Source organism: Streptomyces sp. NPDC002619 (genome assembly GCF_042889305.1).
In the GTDB taxonomy this organism is placed as follows: domain Bacteria; phylum Actinomycetota; class Actinomycetes; order Streptomycetales; family Streptomycetaceae; genus Streptomyces.
Genome location: NZ_JBIAQV010000003.1, coordinates 149,847 through 168,153 on the forward strand (window position 1 = coordinate 149,847; position 18,307 = coordinate 168,153).

Sequence of the window (18,307 nt, forward strand, 5' to 3'; positions counted from 1 at the left end):
GCGGCGGCGGTGCCTCGGCCGAGAGCGTGCGGGAGAAGCCGGGGCGGCGGGCGGACGCGGACCTCGCGGCGGCCCTGCTGTGGCCGCCGGACGCGCCGACGCCCTGCCGGTCGCGCGGCAGCGCCGGCAGGGCGATGTTCACGCGAAGGTGTGATCATGTGCCATGCCGTGGATGGCAGTTGAGGGGCACGGGCAGGACCGGGCCATGACGCAGCCGTTCGAACTCCCGCACTTCTACATGCCGTACCCCGCGCGGTTGAACCCGCATCTCGACGAGGCGCGCGCCCACTCCACCGCGTGGGCGCGTGAGATGGGCATGCTGGAGGGGTCCGGGATCTGGGACCGGGCCGACCTCGAGGCGCACGACTACGGACTGCTGTGCGCATACACCCACCCCGACTGCGACGGACCCGCGCTCTCCCTGATCACCGACTGGTACGTCTGGGTGTTCTTCTTCGACGACCACTTCCTGGACATGTACAAGCGCACCCAGGACCGGGCCGCCGGCAAGGCCCACCTCGACCGGCTGCCGCTGTTCATGCCGCTCGACCTCGCCACGCCCGTCCCCGAGCCGCAGAACCCGGTCGAGGCGGGCCTCGCCGACCTGTGGGCGCGCACGGTGCCCACGATGTCCGACGACTGGCGCGGGCGCTTCGCCGTGGCCACCGAGCATCTGCTCAATGAGTCCCTGTGGGAGCTGTCCAACATCAACGAAGGGCGGATCGCCAACCCCGTCGAGTACATCGAGATGCGCCGCAAGGTGGGCGGCGCCCCCTGGTCGGCCGGGCTCATCGAGTACGCGACCGCCGAAGTGCCCACCGCCGTGGCGGAGTCGAGGCCGCTCAGGGTGCTCATGGAGACGTTCTCGGACGCCGTGCATCTGCGCAACGACCTGTTCTCCTACCAACGGGAGGTGGAGGACGAGGGCGAGAACAGCAACGGCGTGCTCGTCCTGGAGACCTTCTTCGGCTGCACCACCCAGGAGGCCGCCGACACCGTCAACGACATCCTCACCTCACGCCTCCACCAGTTCGAGCACACCGCGCTCACCGAAGTGCCCGCACTGGCCCTCGAGAAGGGCCTCACGCCGGACCAGGTCGCCGCGGTGGCGGCCTACACGAAGGGCCTGCAGGACTGGCAGTCGGGCGGCCACGAATGGCATCTGCGCTCCAGCCGGTACATGAACGAGGGCGCCGTCTCCGACTCCCCGTGGCACGGACTGACCGGCCCCGGCACGTCGGCGGCGGACGTGCGCGCGCTGCTCGCGTCTGCGGCGGTGATGGGGGCACCTCCCACGCCGTTCGGGCAGTGGGGGAGGCTGAGGGCCTACGCGCACGTGCCGTTCCAGAAGGTGGGCCCGTCCCTGCTGCCCGACTTCCACATGCCCTTCCCGCTGGAGCTCTCCCCGCACCTGGACGGCGCCCGCGAGCGCCTGCCCGACTGGGCGCACCGCATGGGCATCCTCGAGGAGGGTGTCTGGGACGAGGACAAGCTCGCCGCCAACGACCTTCCGCTGTGCGCGGCCGGCCTGGACCCGGATGCCACCACCGAGGCCCTCGATCTCAGCTCCCAGTGGCTCGCCTGGGGGACGTACGCCGACGACTACTACCCGCTCGTGTTCGGCCACCGCCGCGACCTGGCCGGCGCGAAGGCGGCCACCGCCCGCTTGTCGGCGTGCATGCCGCTCGCCGGGGAGCCACTGCCCGTCCCGGCCACCGGAATGGAACGCGGACTGCTCGACCTGTGGGCGCGTACAACGGCCGAGATGACCCCCGGCCAACAGGCCGCCGTGAAGCGGACGGTCGACACGATGACGGCGAGCTGGCTGTGGGAGCTGTCCAACCAGCTCCAGAACCGCGTCCCCGACCCGGTCGACTATCTGGAGATGCGCCGCGCCACGTTCGGCTCCGACCTCACGCTGAGCCTGTGCCGCATGGGCCACGGCCCCGCGATCCCCCAGCAGGTCTACGACAGCGGCCCCGTGCGCTCCTTGGAGAACGCGGCCATCGACTACGCCTGCCTGCTCAACGACGTGTTCTCCTACCAGAAGGAGATCGAGTACGAGGGCGAGATCCACAACGCCGTCCTCGTCGTGCAGAACTTCTTCGGCGTCGACTACCCGACCGCGCTCGGTGTCGTACACGATCTGATGACACAGCGTCTGCAGCATTTCGAGCATGTCGTGGCCCATGAACTCCCGGTCGTGTACGACGACTTCGCGCTGTCGGCCGAGGGGCGCGTGGCCGTGGAGGCCTATGTGGCCGACCTGCGGAACTGGATGTCCGGAATTCTGAACTGGCACAGGTCCGTGGACCGCTACAAGGCTCCCCACCTCGCGCGCCGGGCCCACGGCTTCCTGCCGGACCGGCCACCCGCGCTCCCGGTCGGATGACGCCCGGCCCCGTTTCAGTCTCACTCGTTCGTGGCTCGTCGCGCCCGCGTGCGCCGGGTAGATCACCAGCGGAGGCGAGCCATGGAACAGACAGTGTTGCGGCCCAAACCGATGCCCGGTCAGAAGCGGCGGGACGGTGGCACGGCAGGCCCCGTCCGGCGTCCGCACGCCGCCCGGCGACGCGGACGGCGGCTCAGGGCCGTGCTGTTCGGCGTCGTGGTGGGTACGGTCCTGGTCCTGTCCGGCGTCGGGATCGGTACGGTCGGCGCCACGGTGATCGGCATGAGCAGACTCGCCGAACTGCAGCGGCAGCTGCCGCCCGCGCACCCACCCGCTCCCGTCAAACCCTCGGCCGTCCCGAGTCCCACGCCCGACCCGGCCGGCGCGACCCTCGGCGTGGAGGCCGTGGACGCCGAGAAGACGGGCGCGCTGCTCGTCGGCGTCCACCTGCCCGGCCCGGGTTACACGGCGGGCCTCGTCCGCGGAGACGTGCTCCTGCAGTTCGGGTCGACCCGCATCGAATCGGCCGCCGACCTCGCACGAGCCGTCGCTCACGCCACCCCGGGCCGGGAGGTCACCCTGACGGTGCGTCACCAGAGCGGCGGCTACGAGCAGTTGACCGCCGTACCCGGGGTCGTGACGTAACCCCCCGTCCGGCAGCTCCGACAGCCGGCCGTGCACCCGCACGTCGCGCTTCGTGGCCCGAGCGCTCAACCATTAGGGCTAATGGTTCAGCAGGCTTGACGCATCGGACCGCCGCGGTCTCGACGGCACGACCTCCCAATCGGCTCGCGCAGCCCTCCCGGTCCGGGCAGGATGCTGCCCGTAGTCCCCTGACCCGCACCCGCCCTGGGAGGCCCGGATGACCGGCCCCGCGCCCGCGCCCTTCACCGCCGACGACTACCGGGCCCGTATGGACCGCGCCGCGCGCGCCGCCGCCGACGCCGGTCTCGCGGGGCTGCTCGTGGCCCCCGGCCCCGACCTGGTGTGGCTCACCGGCTACGCGCCCACCGCCGTCACCGAACGGCTCACCCTCCTCGTCCTCACCGCCGGACACGACCCGGTGCTCGTCGTCCCCACGCTGGAGGCCCCGGACGCGGAGCAGGCCACCGGCGCGCCCGCCCTGACCCTGCGCGACTGGACCGACGGCAAGGACCCCTACGCCCTCACCGGCGCCCTCCTCGCCGCCGACGGCCGGTTCGGCATCAGCGACAACACCTGGGCCCTGCATCTGCTCGGCCTCCAGAAGGCGCTGCCCGGCACCTCCTACGCCGCCCTCACCGACGCCCTGCCCATGCTGCGGGCCGTGAAGGACACGGCGGAACTGGAACTCCTGGCCGCCGCGGGGGCCGCCGCGGACGCCACGTTCGAGGAGATCCGGAAGGTTGCCTTCGCAGGCAGGCGCGAGTCAGACGTCGGCCACGACCTCGCCGACCTGCTGCGCCGGTTCGGGCACTCCCAGGTCGACTTCACCATCGTCGGCTCGGGACCCAACGGCGCCAACCCGCACCATGAGGTCGGCGACCGCGTCATCCAGCGCGGCGACATGGTCGTCCTCGACTTCGGCGGGCTCAAGGACGGCTACGGCTCCGACACCACCCGCACCGTGCACGTCGGCGAGCCGACCGACGAGGAGCGCCGGGTCCACGACATCGTGCGCGCCGCCCAGGAGGCCGGATTCCGGGCGGTACGGCCCGGAGCCGCCTGCCAGGACGTCGACCGCGCCGCCCGCGCGGTGATCGCCGACGCCGGGTACGGCGAGTACTTCATCCACCGCACCGGCCACGGCATCGGCGTCACCACGCACGAGCCGCCGTACATGATCGAGGGCGAGGAACAGCCCCTCGTGCCCGGGATGTGCTTCTCCGTGGAGCCCGGCATCTATCTGCCCGGCCGCTTCGGGGTGCGCATCGAGGACATCGTCACAGTGACCGAGGACAGCGGGCGTCGCCTCAACAACACCACCCGCGAGATGGTGATAGTGGACTGACAACCCCCGAGACCTACCACCTCGACGCACCCCCGAACGGCTATGGCGCGACAGATGACCCAGGCACCGACCCCCACCGCGGACACCGTCCGCCGCATCGTCCGCACGCTGCTCAAGGACGGGGCGGACGGCACCACGGGCCCCGACGTGCGCCCGGTCGCGGAGGGCGTCGGCCACTCCACCTGGTGGGTCGGCACCCGCCATGTGCTGCGCCTCGCCCCCGACCGCGAGGCCGCCGTCCGCCAGCTCCGCGAACTGCGCCTGCGCGAAGTCGTACGCCCGCACCTGCCCGTCGCCGTCCCGACGAGCGTGGCACACGGCGAGTGGGCGCCGGGCCTGACCTACACCCTCGACATCCTGCTGCCCGGCGGCACGGCGGAGGAGCACGACGTGTCGGCCGTCGGCGAGGCAGACCTCGCGGGACTGCTCACGGGCCTGCGCGAGGTGTCCGTACGGCAGACCGAGCCGCTCGGTGTGCCGCGCACGCGGCCGCGGTCCCTGGAGGCGCTGCGCCGCATGGCCGTGCACGCCGGTAAACGCCTCGGCGCGGCCGACGAGTTCGACCTCGCCCGGCTCCGCCGGCTCACGTCGCCCGGCGCGGCCCAGCTCGCCGCGCAGCCCGGCACCGCGGTGCTGGTCCACCACGACCTCAAGGGCGAGCACCTCGTGGTGAGCGCCGACGGCCGGGTGCGCGGCGTCCTCGACTGGACCGACGCGGCCGTCGCCGACCCGGCCGAGGACATCGCCGGACTCGCCCTAGCCGTCGGCTCCGGCGCCGCCGTGCGCGCCGCCACCCTCGCCGGCTACGGCGTCCGCCCCTGCCTGCGCGGCCTGTGGCTCGCCCGCTGCGACACCGTCCTGCGCCTCAAGGACCAACTCGACGGCCGCGACACCGGCCCCCTGCCGCTGCTACGGACCCAGCTGGCGCGCGCCTGGGAGACGATCCTGCTGGAGCGGACCACCGAGTTCCGGGACGCGCCGGCGGACGAGGAGCCCTAGGGCCTTCGTCACTCCTGCGTCAGCACCACGCACGATTCGCCCGGCACGTGCAGCAGGCCGTCCGGGCCGGGGGTCTCGACCGGCTCCCACGCGGCCAGCACCCGGGCCCGGCGGGTGCCCAGGGGGATCGCCGCCGGTTCCTTGCCGAGGTTGACGGCTACCCGGACGTCCCCGCGCCGGAAGGCGAGCCAGCGGGCCTCCTCGTCGTACGCCACCTTGGTGTCGGCGAGATCGGGATCGGTCAGGTCGGGCTGCTCCTTGCGCAGCGCGATGAGCCGTCGGTACCAGGCCAGCACGCGCGCGTGGGGCTCACGGTCCGGCTCCGACCAGTCGAGGCAGGACCGCTCGCGCGTCGCCGGGTCCTGCGGGTCGGGCACGTCCTCCTCCGCCCAGCCGTGCGCCGCGAACTCCCGCCGCCTGCCTTGCCGTACGGCCTGAGCGAGCTCGGGATCGGTATGGTCGGTGACGAACTGCCAAGGGGTGCCCGCCGCCCACTCCTCGCCCATGAACAGCATCGGCGTGAAGGGCGCGGTGAGCGTGAGGGTGGCCGCGCAGGCGAGGAGACCGGGGGACAGGGTGGCCGAAAGGCGGTCGCCCTGGGCGCGGTTGCCGACCTGGTCGTGGTTCTGGGCATAGCCGAGCAGCCGGTGCGCGGCCACCTCGGAGCGGTTCAGCGGGCGGCCGTGGCTTCGGCCCCGGAAGCCCGAGTACGTGCCGTCGTGGAAGAAGCCGCCGGTCAGCGTCTTGGCGAGGGCCGCGAACGGATCGCGTGCGAAGTCGGCGTAGTAGCCCTGGGACTCGCCGGTCAGCGCGGCGTGCATCGCATGGTGGAAGTCGTCGTTCCACTGCGCGTCCAGCCCCAGCCCGTGCTCCGCGCGCGGGGTGATGATCCGCGGGTCGTTGAGATCCGACTCGGCGATCAGGAACAGCGGCCGGTCCAGCTCGTCGGCGAGCGCGTCCACGGCCGCCGAGAGCTCCTCCAGGAAGTGGCACGCGCGCGTGTCGCGCAGCGCGTGCACCGCGTCGAGGCGCAGCCCGTCGATCCGGTAGTCGCGCAGCCACGCCAGCGCGCTGCCCACCAGAAACGCGCGCACCTCGTCCGAGCCGGGCGCGTCCAGGTTGATGGCCGCGCCCCAGGGCGTGTGGTGCGTCTCGGTGAAGTACGGCCCGAACGCGGGCAGGTAATTCCCGGACGGGCCCAGGTGGTTGTGCACCACGTCCAACACCACACCCAGGCCGAGCTCGTGCGCCCGGTCGACGAACCGTTTCAGCGCCTCGGGTCCGCCGTACGGCTCGTGCACCGCCCACAGCGAGACCCCCTCGTACCCCCAGCCGTTCCGGCCCGGGAAGGGACACACGGGCATCAACTCCACGTGCGTGACGCCCAGTTCGACCAGGTGCTCAAGGCGCCCGGCCGCCGCGTCCAGGGTGCCCTCGGGGGTGTACGTCCCCACGTGCAGCTCGTACAGCACCGCCCCCGGTAGCGCGCGCCCCGGCCACGCGGCACGCCACGCGTACTGGCCATGGTCCACGACCGCGCTCTGCCCGTCGGGGCCGTCCGGCTGGCGGCGCGAGCGCGGATCCGGCAGCACCGGACCGTCGTCCAGCGCGAACCCGTACCGCACGCCGTCGCTCGCCTCCGCCTCCCCCGACCACCACCCGGCCCGCTCCGGATCGCGCTCCAACGCGCGTGTGACGCCCTCGCACCGGAGCGTCACACGGTCTGCCTGCGGTGCCCACACCTCGAACTGCACGGACGGTTCCCCTTCGTCTGCTCACCGTGATGTAGCAGGTCCATCGTGCCGTGACGGAGATCTTTCCGCTGCGAGTACGCGCACGCGGACCGTTTCCACGTTTCCTGGACACCCGGGGTTCACTGCCCGACAATCACGAGCGTGACGTCGTCCTTCGAGTTCCCCACGTACCCCGCGCGTTTGTCCGATGCGGAGCGCGACAAGGCGCTCGAAATGCTTCGGGACGGTGTCGTCAAGGGACGCTTGTCGCATGACACGTTCGTGCGGCGCATGGAGCTCGTGCTCGCCGCGCGTCGCGTGGACGAACTCGCCGCGCTCACCGCCGATCTGCCGCGTGAAAGCCGCATCTCGCGGGCGCTGTTCGGGGCCGTCGAGGCGATGTCCGGGTTTCCCGTACGGCTGCGCAGGGCCTGGCAGGCCGAGCGGCTGCCCAAGTTGCTGCTGCCGCGTCCGGTGGGCGGACCGCCGCTGCGTATCGGGCGCGATCCCGTCAACGGGCTGCGCCTCACCCATGAGACGGTCTCGCGGGTGCACGCCGAACTCACCCGGCAGGGCGGGATGTGGGTGCTCAGGGACCTCGGCTCGACCAACGGCACCACCGTCAACGGCCGCCGGGTCATCGGTGCCGCCGTCGTCCGCGAGGGCGACCAGGTCAGCTTCGGACGGGTGGCCTTCCGGCTCTCGGCCGACTGAATCCGCCGTCCTCGCTCACCACTGTCGATGGCCGAAAACCTGTGGGACACCGCGGTGTTGACGTACCCCTGAAGTCGTGACTGACTGTGCGTACGCCATGCACGCCAGGTGAATCGGCAGCATCGTTTTGTGGAGGTGTGCCCTGCCGCTCCTCCGCTATCCGACCGTGGACGAGCTGCGCGCCCACGCGGCCGCGCTCGTCGCGCGCCGGCCCGGGGACGCCCGGCTGCGCAGCGTCGGTACCTCCCGTGCGGGCACGCCCCTGTGGCTGCTTTCGATCGGTCACGGCAGCCGCAACGTCCTCGTCGTCGCCGGGCCGCACGCCAACGAACCGGTGGGCGGCGCCACCGTCGTCCACCTCGCCGAACGCCTCCTGGCCGAACCCCGGCTCACCGTGCACGCCGACGCCTCCTGGCACCTGCTGCTGTGCCTCGACCCCGACGGCTCGCGCCGCAACGAGGGCTGGCTGTCCGGCCCTTACACCCTGGGCCACTACTTCCGGAACTTCTTCCGGCCCGGCTTCCGGGAGCAGCCCGAGTGGCTGCCCGACGGCGCGGCCGCTGCCGCACTGCCGGAGACCCTCACCCTGCTCGCCCTCCAGGACGAACTGCGGCCTTTCCTCCAGTGCTCGCTGCACGGCGTCGACGTCGGCGGCGGCTTCGTCGAGCTGACCCGCGACCTGCCGGGCCTCGCCCAGCGCGTCCGGCGCACCGCCGCCCGCCTCGGCATCCCCCGCGAACTCGGCGCGTACGACACCCTGTACTGGCCCACCGTCGGCCCCGCCGTCTACCGGATCCCGCCACCGCGCCGGGGCGATCTGGCCGCCGCCATCACCGAGGCGGCGGTCGAGTCGACCTGGTTCCACCCGCACCGGCACGGCACGGTCACCGCGGTCGTCGAGGCCCCCATGTGGGGCGTGACGGCCGTGGAGGACGGCTCACCGCCCACGGACCGGGACGCCACCCTGCGGGCCGTCAGCGGGGCGCTGCGCCACGACACACGGCTTCTGGACAGCATCCTCGCCCGGATCCGGCCCCAGCTCGCCGAGGCGCCGGACGCGGCCAGCCTGCTCGCCCCGGTCGACGACTACTTACTGGTCTGCCCCGGCCTCGCCGACGCGTGGGACCCCGACACCGACGACGGCCGGGCCCGGCCCCTCCCCGCGCTCAACACCGCCCACCTGACCGCCCTGCGCATCGCCGGACGCCGGCTCGCCCTGCGCACGGCCGGACTGTTGCAGCGGCTCGTGCGCGGCACCGGCCAGGACCCCGCCGGCGTCCTGCCGGACCTGGACCGACTCATCGACGCGTGGTGCGCGGACTACCGCGACGGCTGCGGGGCGCGCTGGATCCCGGTCGCGCGTCAGGCCGAGTACCAGGCGCGCGTGGTGCTCGGCGCGTTCGAACTGGCTCGCAGGCACGCGCGCGTGCGATCCCGTTCGGGTGAGTCGGGGTGGGGTACCGAGGCCGCCGTGCCGATGCACCGGGAATGACGAACACCACCACGGCGACAGCCGTACGGGGCGCACTGCTCACGGCGGCCGCGCTCCTGGCCCTCGGCCCCGCCCAGGCAGCCTCGGCGGCACCGGCCGGAAAGCTCCATGGCGACTGGCTCTACCTCACCGTCACCCGGGGCGACGCCCGCTCCAGCGACACGCGTGGCGCCCTGCTGCTGTGCGACCTGACCCAGGGCCGCACGCACGCGGCGGAGGCCTGCGCCGAACTGGAGGCGGCGGACGGCGACATCGGCGGCATCCCGCCGAAGGAGGGCGCTCTTTGCCCCATGATCTACGCCCCGGTGACCGCCCACGCGCGCGGGCAGTGGCACGGACGGCCTGTGGAGTACCGGAAGACGTTCTCCAACAGCTGCGTCCTGGCCGCCCGGACGGGGTCGGTCTTCGCGCTGGACAGCTGAGCGGAGTCCTTGCGCAGGGGCACGCGTGCGTGGAGCGCGGTCGTGCCGGCCGATCACGTCCCACGCGCGCGTGCTCCTGGTCTCTTGGCTCAGGCCGCCCGATCGCGCGCGTGCAGCGCCGCCGCGAGCACCGTCCGGGACTGGTGCTCGACCTGGTCCTTCAATGGCACCCAGCGCGCCCGGAACCGTATCGCGAAGGCCTCGCACCAGGCCGTGACGAGCTGTTCGAGCCGGGGCGCGGCACTGTCGTCGGCCTCCTGGAGCACCCGCAGCAGCATCGCCGCCGCCCGCAGCGGCAGCCGGCGCCCGAAGGCGTCCACGCTGCCGACGTACGCCATGGTCGTGTCGACCGGCGGCGTCTCGACCCAGTCGGCGGCCAGGCCCGGGATCAGCTCCAGTGCCCACTTGGCGGCCCGCAGCAGTGGCCCCTCGGGACCGTGCAGCCGGGGCAGCGCCTCGTCGAGCACCCGCTCCACCTCCATGGCGTCCCGCCGCAGCCGCAGGGCCAGCCGGCGCATCGCCGCCGCAGGGGCCGGATGCGGCGCCGGATCGTCCACCAGGTCGCTGGCCCACATCGGCACCTCCACCACCGCCGTGAGGCCGCCGTAGCGGTGCGCGTGGTACCAGGTGCTGTGCCGTGCGTCGTCCGGCATGCTCGGGTAGGCCAGCCCCGACTCCGGGCCCGGCATCACGCGCACACCGGGTCCCGAGGCGGGCCAGCCCGCGGCGTCCGAGGCTCCCGTCTCCACCGGGATGTGCAGCTCCGCTGCGGACTTGGCGAACGGCTCGGCCAGGCCCGGCACGTCCTTCGTCAACTGCACCCAGCTGCCGCCCAGGTCGGTCCCGTGCAGGGTCACCTGGAGGTAGGGGCGCAGTTCGTCGATGACTCCGGTCAGGGCGCGGGTCTCGGGCGGCAGCCGGTCGGGCGGCAGCACGGAGGGAGACCACTCCGGCTGCTCCGGTCCGGCGGGCCGGTAGAAGCCGAGGTGGTAGTCGAGCAGGCTGCGCGGCGCCGGGGTCACATGCAGGCTCGCGCCGTCCGGGTCCGCGCACAGCAGGAAGTGCCAGGACGTGTCGTCCCTTAACTCGCGCTCCTGCACGATGCGTTCCGCGAGTACGAGGAGCGTGGAACCTCCCGTCGGCTCGTTGGCATGGGCGCCCGCGACCACCAGCACCGAGCGCCGCGCATGACCGACCGACAGCAGTTGGAGAGGTCTGCCCTCGCGGGAGACCCCCACTTGCCGCAGCGTGCACAGACCCGGCCAGCCAGCGGCCAACGCCCGGGAGAATGCCACCAGTTCGGGAACACTGGGGTAACGCAGCTCCGGCAGGAGACTCACCCCCGACTTGTCCGCCCGTCTTCGCCACCCCCAGTGCCGCACGACATAGGTGAACTGTCAAGGAGAGGACCGAGGAGGCTCCAGGGGGCGCCCGGATGCATTCGGCTCCGCCGCGGCGAGCGGCACACCTCAGTCCGCCTCCCCGGCCCGCTCCAGCAGTGCCACCGGCAGCGGTCCGAAGAGATCCGCCACGCGCGCGTGCCCCGTGAACTCCCGCCCCGGCGTGAGCAGATCCACCCACCGCCCCGGTGGCAGCGGCAACCGCGTGTCGCCCCAGCCGCCCGCCGCCGTCAGCCGCAGCGACAGCCGCGTCACGGCCGTGATCACCTCACCGGAGCGCGCGAACGCCACACAGTGCGCTTCGGCCGGTCCCTCCGCCGCCAGCGGTGCGTACGTCGCCGTGTCCCCGAAGACGTCCGGCCGCCGCGCACGCAACCGCAACGCCGCCACTGTCACCGCAGCCTTCTCCCCGAGTTCAGGCAGCTCCCCGGAGGGAAACCGCACAGCCCGCCTGTTGTCGGGGTCCACGAGCGCCAGGTACTCGTCCTCCGTGCCCTGGTACAGGTCCGGTACGCCGGGCATCGTCAGGTGGACGAGGGCCGTGCTCAGGACGTTCGCTCGGATGTGGGCTGCCAGGGAGGCTCGGAAGGCGGCCATGTGGGCGCCAGGGGGCCCGCACGGGCCGGCCGCGACGAACGCCGCCACCGCCTCCTCGTACGGCGGCTCCTGCTCCGTCCAGCTCGTGTACAGGCCCGCCTCGCGCACCTGCTTGAGCAGGGCACCCTGGACGCGCTCCGCGTCCGCCGGGCCCAGCCCGAACACCGTCTGCCAGGCCGCCCACGCCAGTTGCGCGTCCGGCACGCCCTCGCCGTCGCCGGTGACCTCGGCGAGCACGTCCGCCCAGCGCTCGGGGCACTCGGTCAGCACGGCCAGCGCCGCGCGCACATCGGCGCTGCGCTTGGTGTCGTGCGTGGACACCACCGTCCCGGTGACCGGCCAGTCGCGCTGCACGCGCGCGCAGTACGCGTGGAATTCCTCCGGGGACACGGCCGGGCGGCCGGGATCGCCGCCCACCTCGGTCGCCGACAGGAGCGGGACATAGCGGTAGAACGCCGTGTCCTCCACGGACTTGGCCCGCAACGCCGACGAGGTCTGCGCGAACCGCGCCCGGAACTCCGCCACGTCCGATGCCTCCCCGACAGGCTCGAGCAGCAGGCGCCGTACGACGTCGACCGCCCCGCCCTCCTCGGGCACGACGAAGGCGAGCCGGGCCTCTGCAGCGGCCTCCTCGGTGACCACGGACGCCATGTCGGCGCTGCCGTACGGCCGGTACACGCGCAGCCGTACCAGCAGCTCCTGGAGGGCGGAGCGCAGCGCCCAGGGTGCGCGGTCGCGCAGCGACGGGTCCTCAGAGGTGGCGCACAGGCGGCTCGCCACCCGGGTCAGCCGGTCCGTCTCGGCGGCGAGTTCGTGCGTGAGCACCTTGTACGCGGCCCGCCGCACCGTGGCCGCCCAGTCGCCGCCCCGGTCCGTCTGCGGGGCCGCGAACCTGCGGTACTGCCCGAGGAGTTCACCGGCGCCCGCCGGGTCCGTGAGCAGGCCGTCCACGTGCCGGAGCGCGTCGTAGCCGGTGGTGCCCGCGACGGGCCAGGACGCCGGGAGGTGTTCACCGTCGGCCAGGATCTTCTCCACCACGGTCCAGCGTCCGCCGGTCGCCTCGTGCAGCCTGCGGAGGTAGCCGTCGGGGTCGGCGAGGCCGTCCGGATGGTCGACGCGCAGCCCGTCGACCACGCCCTCGTGCAGCAGCTGGAGGATCTTGGCGTGTGTGGCCTCGAACACCTCCGGGTCCTCCACGCGCACCCCGATCAGCTCGGAGATGCTGAAGAAACGCCGGTAGTTGAGCTCCGTACGGGCCAGCCGCCACCACACCGGCCGGTACCACTGCGCGTCCAGGAGCCGCGGCAACGGCAGCTCCCCGGTGCCCTCGCGGAGCGGGAAGACATGGTCGTGGTACCGCAGCACGTCGCCGTCGACCACCAGGTCTGCGACCACCGTGCCGAGCGGGCCGCCGAGCACCGGGAGCAGCAGTTGCCCGCCCTGGGCCTCCCAGTCGATGTCGAACCATCGCGCGTACGGCGACTTCGGGCCCTCCCGCAGCACCTCCCACAGGGCGCGGTTGTGGCGCGGGGCCATCGCCATGTGGTTGGGCACGATGTCCACCACCAGGCCGAGCCCGTGCTCCCGCGCGGTGCCCGCCAGCGCACGCAGCCCCTCCTCCCCGCCCAGCTCGGCGCGCACGCGCGCGTGGTCCACCACGTCGTAGCCGTGCGCGGAGCCGGGGACGGCCTCCAGGACGGGTGACAGGTGCAGATGCGAGACGCCGAGCGAGGCCAGGTACGGCACGGCGGCCGCGGCGGCCGCGAACGGGAACGCGGGCTGCAGCTGCAGCCGGTAGGTGGCCGTCGGCACCACGGGGTCGGGTCGCTCACTTGTCATGCAGACCTACGTACCCATCCCGCCGCCCTTCGTGTCACCGCATCCCGCGCGCGGGTCCGGCCGCACCGGCCGTACGAGTGATTCTCCAGGGTCACGCAGAGGGCCCACGCGCGCGTGCCCCTACGTGGGCCGTTGCAGCACGGTCAGGCTCCGGTCCACCAGGGCGAGCCGTTCACCGGCCTGCACCTTCGGACCCGTGCCGGGCGGCACCCCGTCGGCGCGGGCCGTGTCGACCACGACCTGCCACTGCCGGCCGTGATTGACCGGCACGACGAAGTCGAGGGGTTTCGGGGAGGCGTTGAACATCAGCAGGAACGAGTCGTCGGCGATGTGCTCCCCGCGCGGGCCGGGCTCCGAGATCGCGTTGCCGTTGAGGAACACCGTCAGCGCCGACGCCTGCGCCGAGTCCCAGTCGCGCTGGGTCATCTCCCGGCCCTCGGGGGTGAACCAGGCGATGTCGGACAGGTCGTCGTGGGTGCCCTCCACCGGACGGCCGTGGAAGAAGCGCCGCCTGCGGAAGACCGGGTGGTCCTTGCGCAGCCACACCATCGCGCGCGTGAACGCGAGCAACTCGCCGTCGTCGCCGGGCCAGTCCACCCAGGACACCTCGTTGTCCTGGCAGTACGCGTTGTTGTTGCCGCCCTGGCTGCGCGCGAACTCGTCCCCGTGGCTGATCATCGGCACGCCCTGGGACAGCATCAGCGTCGCCACGAAGTTCCGCATCTGACGGGCCCGAAGCTCCCGTACACCAGGGTCGTCGGTGTCGCCCTCCACGCCGCAGTTCCACGAGCGATTGTGACTCTCGCCGTCCCGGTTGTCCTCGCCGTTGGCGCTGTTGTGCTTCTGGTTGTACGACACCAGGTCGCGCAGGGTGAACCCGTCGTGGCACGTCACGAAGTTGATCGAGGCCAGCGGGCGCCGCCCGTCGTCCTGGTAGAGGTCGGAGGAGCCGGTCAGCCGGGACGCGAACTCCCCGACCGCGCGCGGCTCGCCGCGCCACAGGTCCCGTACGGTGTCGCGGTACTTGCCGTTCCACTCGGTCCACAGCGGCGGGAAGTTGCCCACCTGGTAGCCGCCCTCGCCGACGTCCCACGGCTCGGCGATCAGCTTCACCTGGGAGACCACCGGGTCCTGCTGCACCAGGTCGAAGAACGACGACAGCCGGTCCACCTCGTGGAACTGCCGGGCCAGGGTCGCCGCGAGGTCGAAGCGGAAGCCGTCGACGTGCATCTCGGTGACCCAGTAGCGCAGCGAGTCCATGATCAGCTGGAGCACGTGCGGGGACCGCATGAGCAGCGAGTTCCCGGTGCCGGTGGTGTCCGTGTAGTAGCGGGGGTCGTCCGCCAGGCGGTAGTATGACGGGTTGTCGAGGCCCCGGAAGGACAGCGTCGGGCCCAGATGGTTGCCCTCGGCGGTGTGGTTGTAGACCACGTCGAGGATGACCTCGATGCCGGCCTCGTGCAGCGCCCGGACCGCCGACTTGAACTCCAGGACCTGCTGGCCGCGGTCGCCCCAGGAGGCGTACGCGTTGTGCGGGGCGAAGAAGCCGATCGTGTTGTAGCCCCAGTAGTTGTTCAGACCCATGTCGACCAGGCGGTGGTCGGTCACGAACTGGTGCACCGGCATCAGCTCCAGGGCCGTGACGCCGAGGCCGGTGAGGTGCTCGATGAGTGCCGGGTGCGCGAGCGCCGCGTAGGTGCCGCGCAGCTCGTCCGGCAGGCCCGGGTGGCGCATCGTCAGGCCCTTCACATGGGCCTCGTAGATCACCGTGTGGTGGTACTCGGTGCGCGGGCGGCGGTCGTCGCCCCAGTCGAAGTACGGGTTGATCACGACCGACGACATGGTGTGCGGCGCCGAGTCGAGGTCGTTGCGCTCGTCGGGCGCGTCGAAGTGATAGCCGTAGACCTCCTCGCCCCAGCGCACCGACCCGCTGACCGCCTTCGCGTACGGGTCGAGGAGCAGCTTCGCCGAGTTGCAGCGCAGCCCGCGGCCGGGGTCGTACGGGCCGTGCGCCCGGAACCCGTAGCGCTGCCCGGGCATCACGCCCGGCACGTACGCATGCCGCACGAACGCGTCGCTCTCCCGCAGTTCCACCGCCGTCTCCGAGCCGTCGTCGTGCAGCAGACACAGCTCTACTCGGTCCGCGGCCTCGGTGAAGACCGCGAAGTTGGTGCCGGCGCCGTCGTAGGTGGCGCCGAGCGGATATGCCTCTCCAGGCCAGACCTGCATGGACACGACTCTTCCAGGTGTGCCCCGCCGCTGGGGGCGCCTTGGCCCCGAGTCTGCCCGAAAGTGACGGAACCCCCTCCGGCTCACGCCCCTCTTAGCGTGCGACCAGTGCATACAGAGGCGCATGTGACGCCGTATGCCGAACCAGTGGGACAAAAACGTACTCCCGGGGACACAGGGGGAGTAGGGGGAAGATGTGCGTGAGCTAGTGCACCGCCATCTGGGAAAGATAGTGGCCGGTGCGGCCCTCGCGGTGGCCGGTACCGCCGTGATGGTCGGAATCACCCTGCCGGGCACGGCAGGGGCTGACGAAACGGGAGGACCCAGGGGCGGCGGTACGCAGGCCGCTCAGCGGCCCGGCCAGGGACAGGGCGCGGTCGGGCCGGGCGTCGTCGAAAAGGCCCCGGCCGAGGGCGACAAGGGCAGGGGCCGTGACCCGCTCACCGACGACGAGCTGGCGCGGGTCGAGAAGCTCGCGGTGAGCGCACAGTTGTTCCACGCGAGCGAGAACGTCGAGGGCGGGCGCGGCCCGCAGCGCATCGGCGTCGACCTCGCCGAACCGGACGCGGACGAGGTGGACGACCCGGACGCGCCGCGCCGCGCGGACCTGACGTTCTACGACTACCGCGACGACACCCTCGTCACCCGGACCGTGAACCTCGGCACGGGGAAGGTCGAGCGGACGACGACCCGGCACGGCGCGCAGCCGCCGCTGAGCCACGACGAGAACGTCGAGGCGGCGAAGCTGCTGATCGCCGACAAGCTCGGCGTGGGCCTGAAGGCCGACTTCGAGGACGCCACCGGGCAGCCGCTCACCTCGCCCGACCAACTGCTGCTCAACAGCGCGGTCTACCGGGCGACGCCGGGCGCCCAGCCCGCCGCGCTGGACGCGTGCGGAGAGCACCGCTGCGTGCGGCTGTTCCCGAAGGTCGCGAACGGGCCGTGGATCGACGCCCGCTCGCTGGTGATCGACCTGAGCGCCCGCAAGGTCGTCGCGCTCCGCCGCTGAGCCAGGCCTCGGTTCGCTTTTCCAACTCGCAACTTGCATCTCCTGCACGAGGAGTCATTTCGTCATGCGTGTGAACACGATCAACCGTGCCCGCAGGCGGGCCGCCGTGGGCGTGTCCGTGGCCGCGCTGGCCGCGGGCGCGGCCGCCGGGGCGGGACCGGCCGTCGCCCAGCCGTCAGCGACCTCCACGTCGTCCTCCGCGGAGGCACCGCACTGCAGCGCGGCATACCGCATCGAGCAGAAGCTCTCCACCGGCACCACCTGGCGGATGTGCTGGCACTACGACAGCAAGGCCGGGCTCGTCCTGGAGGACATCTCCTACCAGCCCAAGGGCGAGGCCGCCCCGATCAAGGTCCTCGCCAGTGCCAGGCTCGGCCAGATCGACGTGCCGTACGACGACGGAAGCGTCGAGTACGACGACCTCACGGGATTCGGCTTCGCCCAGGGCCTGGTGAACCTGGCCTCGGGCGAATGCCCCGGCGGCACCATCAAGACGGTCAAGGTGCCCGAGGCCTGGGACCCGAGGCACCCAAATGTCAACGGCCTGTGCACCACCACCCGTTCGCGTGGACACGCGTACCGCATGCAGGCCGACACCGGCAACAAGGTGTACCAGCAGCAGGGCAAGGACCTGCTCGTCTACACCGTCAACAAGGTGGGCTGGTACGAGTACATGACCGAGTGGCGGTTCCAGGACGACGGCACGATCAACATGAACGTCGGCGCCACCGGCAGCCTCTCGCCCGTCGACTACGACGCCGGTGACGGCCGCGGCTGGCCGATCGGCAAGGGCGCCACCGCCTACGCGACCAGCCACAGCCACAACGTCTTCTGGCGGCTGGACTTCGACCTGGACGGCTCCGCCAAGGGCCGCGTCGAGCAGTACGACTCACAGGTCAGTGCGCCGGCGCGCGGTCAGGAAGCGCCGACGAACAAGACCACCAGCACCAAGGTCACCAACGAACTCGCCGGTGACGCAAGGAACATGCGCTGGTGGCGGGTCGTCAGCACGGCCGGGAAGAACAAGGACGGCCACGCCCGCTCGTACGAGATCGTCCAGGGCGCCACCAACAAGTACCCGGGCCACGGATTCACGAAGCACGACGTGTACTTCACCGAGTACGACAAGTGCGAGCTGTTCGCGAGCAACAACCCGGGCTGTGCGGGCGGTCACCCCAAGACCCTCGACAAGTGGGTGAACAGACAGACCCTCACCCACCCGGTGGTCTGGGTCAACGTCGGTTTCCACCACATCGCCCGGGACGAGGACCAGCAGCCCATGCCGGTCCACTGGCAGGGTTTCTCCGTCGCCCCGCGCGACGTGACCGCTATGAATCCGCTCACGCCGGCCGCGCTCGCCGATCAGAACGGTCATGTGGAAGGCGGAAGTTGAGCAACGACCCTGCCCATCCGGCTGCACCGCCGACCGGTACCGGAGTACCCTTCCTTGATCGTTGAGACGGCGAGAGCTCGGGGGAGCGGAAGGCGGTG

13 protein-coding genes are annotated in these 18,307 nt (G+C 72.0%); 9 read left to right on the plus strand and 4 right to left on the minus strand.

The window, feature by feature from the left end:
* The first annotated feature begins 205 nt into the window (after positions 1–205).
* The 4 genes from cyc2 (at position 206) to ACFYXB_RS07870 (ending at position 5,381) form a co-directional block, all read left to right on the plus strand.
* Positions 206–2,392: a germacradienol/geosmin synthase Cyc2 gene (gene cyc2 / locus ACFYXB_RS07855; RefSeq protein ID WP_389578939.1), complete on the plus strand. Its 2,187-nt coding sequence runs from the start codon at positions 206–208 to the stop codon at positions 2,390–2,392.
* 81 nt (positions 2,393–2,473) lie between these two features.
* Positions 2,474–3,037 carry a PDZ domain-containing protein gene (locus ACFYXB_RS07860; protein WP_389578942.1) on the plus strand — a complete coding sequence of 188 codons (564 nt, stop codon included), beginning with the start codon at positions 2,474–2,476 and terminating at the stop codon, positions 3,035–3,037.
* Between the two features lie 217 nt (positions 3,038–3,254).
* Positions 3,255–4,382, plus strand: a complete 1,128-nt coding sequence (locus ACFYXB_RS07865; protein ID WP_389578945.1) for an aminopeptidase P family protein — start codon at positions 3,255–3,257, stop codon at positions 4,380–4,382.
* Between the two features lie 54 nt (positions 4,383–4,436).
* Positions 4,437–5,381, plus strand: coding sequence for an aminoglycoside phosphotransferase family protein (locus ACFYXB_RS07870; protein ID WP_389578948.1), 945 nt, complete (start codon positions 4,437–4,439; stop codon positions 5,379–5,381).
* 8 nt (positions 5,382–5,389) lie between these two features.
* Here ACFYXB_RS07870 and treZ read toward each other — a convergent pair whose 3' ends face one another.
* The gene (gene treZ / locus ACFYXB_RS07875; protein WP_389578950.1) at positions 5,390–7,135 is read right to left on the minus strand and encodes a malto-oligosyltrehalose trehalohydrolase; all 1,746 of its coding nucleotides are present in this window, start codon (positions 7,133–7,135) and stop codon (positions 5,390–5,392) included.
* Between the two features lie 141 nt (positions 7,136–7,276).
* Between treZ and ACFYXB_RS07880 the strand changes: the two genes are divergently transcribed.
* The 3 genes from ACFYXB_RS07880 to ACFYXB_RS07890 all read left to right on the plus strand — a co-directional run bounded on the left by ACFYXB_RS07880 (position 7,277) and on the right by ACFYXB_RS07890 (position 9,742).
* Complete coding sequence (locus ACFYXB_RS07880; protein ID WP_351348395.1) at positions 7,277–7,828, plus strand: DUF1707 and FHA domain-containing protein; 552 nt, start codon at positions 7,277–7,279, stop codon at positions 7,826–7,828.
* Between the two features lie 166 nt (positions 7,829–7,994).
* A complete protein-coding gene (locus ACFYXB_RS07885) occupies positions 7,995–9,320 on the plus strand; it encodes a M14 family zinc carboxypeptidase (protein WP_389578953.1) in 1,326 nt (441 codons plus the stop codon).
* Positions 9,317–9,742, plus strand: a complete 426-nt coding sequence (locus ACFYXB_RS07890; RefSeq protein WP_389578956.1) for an SSI family serine proteinase inhibitor — start codon at positions 9,317–9,319, stop codon at positions 9,740–9,742. The genes ACFYXB_RS07885 and ACFYXB_RS07890 overlap by 4 nt, the downstream gene beginning before the upstream one ends.
* 89 nt (positions 9,743–9,831) lie before the next feature.
* On the opposite strand, the gene ACFYXB_RS07895 is transcribed toward ACFYXB_RS07890, so the two are convergent.
* The 3 genes from ACFYXB_RS07895 to glgX all read right to left on the minus strand — a co-directional run bounded on the left by ACFYXB_RS07895 (position 9,832) and on the right by glgX (position 15,807).
* Positions 9,832–11,082: a M14 family zinc carboxypeptidase gene (locus ACFYXB_RS07895; RefSeq protein ID WP_389578958.1), complete on the minus strand. Its 1,251-nt coding sequence runs from the start codon at positions 11,080–11,082 to the stop codon at positions 9,832–9,834.
* Between the two features lie 129 nt (positions 11,083–11,211).
* Complete coding sequence (gene treY / locus ACFYXB_RS07900) at positions 11,212–13,578, minus strand: malto-oligosyltrehalose synthase (RefSeq protein WP_389578961.1); 2,367 nt, start codon at positions 13,576–13,578, stop codon at positions 11,212–11,214.
* Positions 13,579–13,698: 120 nt separating this feature from the next.
* A complete protein-coding gene (gene glgX, locus ACFYXB_RS07905; RefSeq protein ID WP_389579528.1) occupies positions 13,699–15,807 on the minus strand; it encodes a glycogen debranching protein GlgX in 2,109 nt (702 codons plus the stop codon).
* A gap of 196 nt (positions 15,808–16,003) precedes the next feature.
* Here glgX and ACFYXB_RS07910 point away from each other — a divergent pair, with 196 nt between their 5' ends.
* On the plus strand, positions 16,004–16,816 hold the full coding sequence (locus ACFYXB_RS07910) for a Tat pathway signal sequence domain protein (protein ID WP_389578963.1): 813 nt from the start codon (positions 16,004–16,006) through the stop codon (positions 16,814–16,816).
* A gap of 64 nt (positions 16,817–16,880) precedes the next feature.
* The gene (locus ACFYXB_RS07915) at positions 16,881–18,209 is read left to right on the plus strand and encodes a copper amine oxidase (RefSeq protein ID WP_389578966.1); all 1,329 of its coding nucleotides are present in this window, start codon (positions 16,881–16,883) and stop codon (positions 18,207–18,209) included.
* The last annotated feature ends 98 nt before the right edge of the window (positions 18,210–18,307 follow it).

Excerpts from the sequence above, each read along its gene's own strand:
- cyc2 (WP_389578939.1), top strand. The coding sequence starts at position 206 with ATGACGCAGCCGTTCGAACTCCCGCACTTCTACATGCCGTACCCCGCG.
- ACFYXB_RS07860 (WP_389578942.1), top strand. The coding sequence starts at position 2,474 with ATGGAACAGACAGTGTTGCGGCCCAAACCGATGCCCGGTCAGAAGCGG.
- ACFYXB_RS07865 (WP_389578945.1), top strand. The coding sequence starts at position 3,255 with ATGACCGGCCCCGCGCCCGCGCCCTTCACCGCCGACGACTACCGGGCC.
- ACFYXB_RS07870 (WP_389578948.1), top strand. The coding sequence starts at position 4,437 with ATGACCCAGGCACCGACCCCCACCGCGGACACCGTCCGCCGCATCGTC.
- ACFYXB_RS07890 (WP_389578956.1), top strand. The coding sequence starts at position 9,317 with ATGACGAACACCACCACGGCGACAGCCGTACGGGGCGCACTGCTCACG.
- treY (WP_389578961.1), bottom strand. The coding sequence starts at position 13,578 with ATGACAAGTGAGCGACCCGACCCCGTGGTGCCGACGGCCACCTACCGG.
- glgX (WP_389579528.1), bottom strand. The coding sequence starts at position 15,807 with ATGCAGGTCTGGCCTGGAGAGGCATATCCGCTCGGCGCCACCTACGAC.
- ACFYXB_RS07915 (WP_389578966.1), top strand. The coding sequence starts at position 16,881 with ATGCGTGTGAACACGATCAACCGTGCCCGCAGGCGGGCCGCCGTGGGC.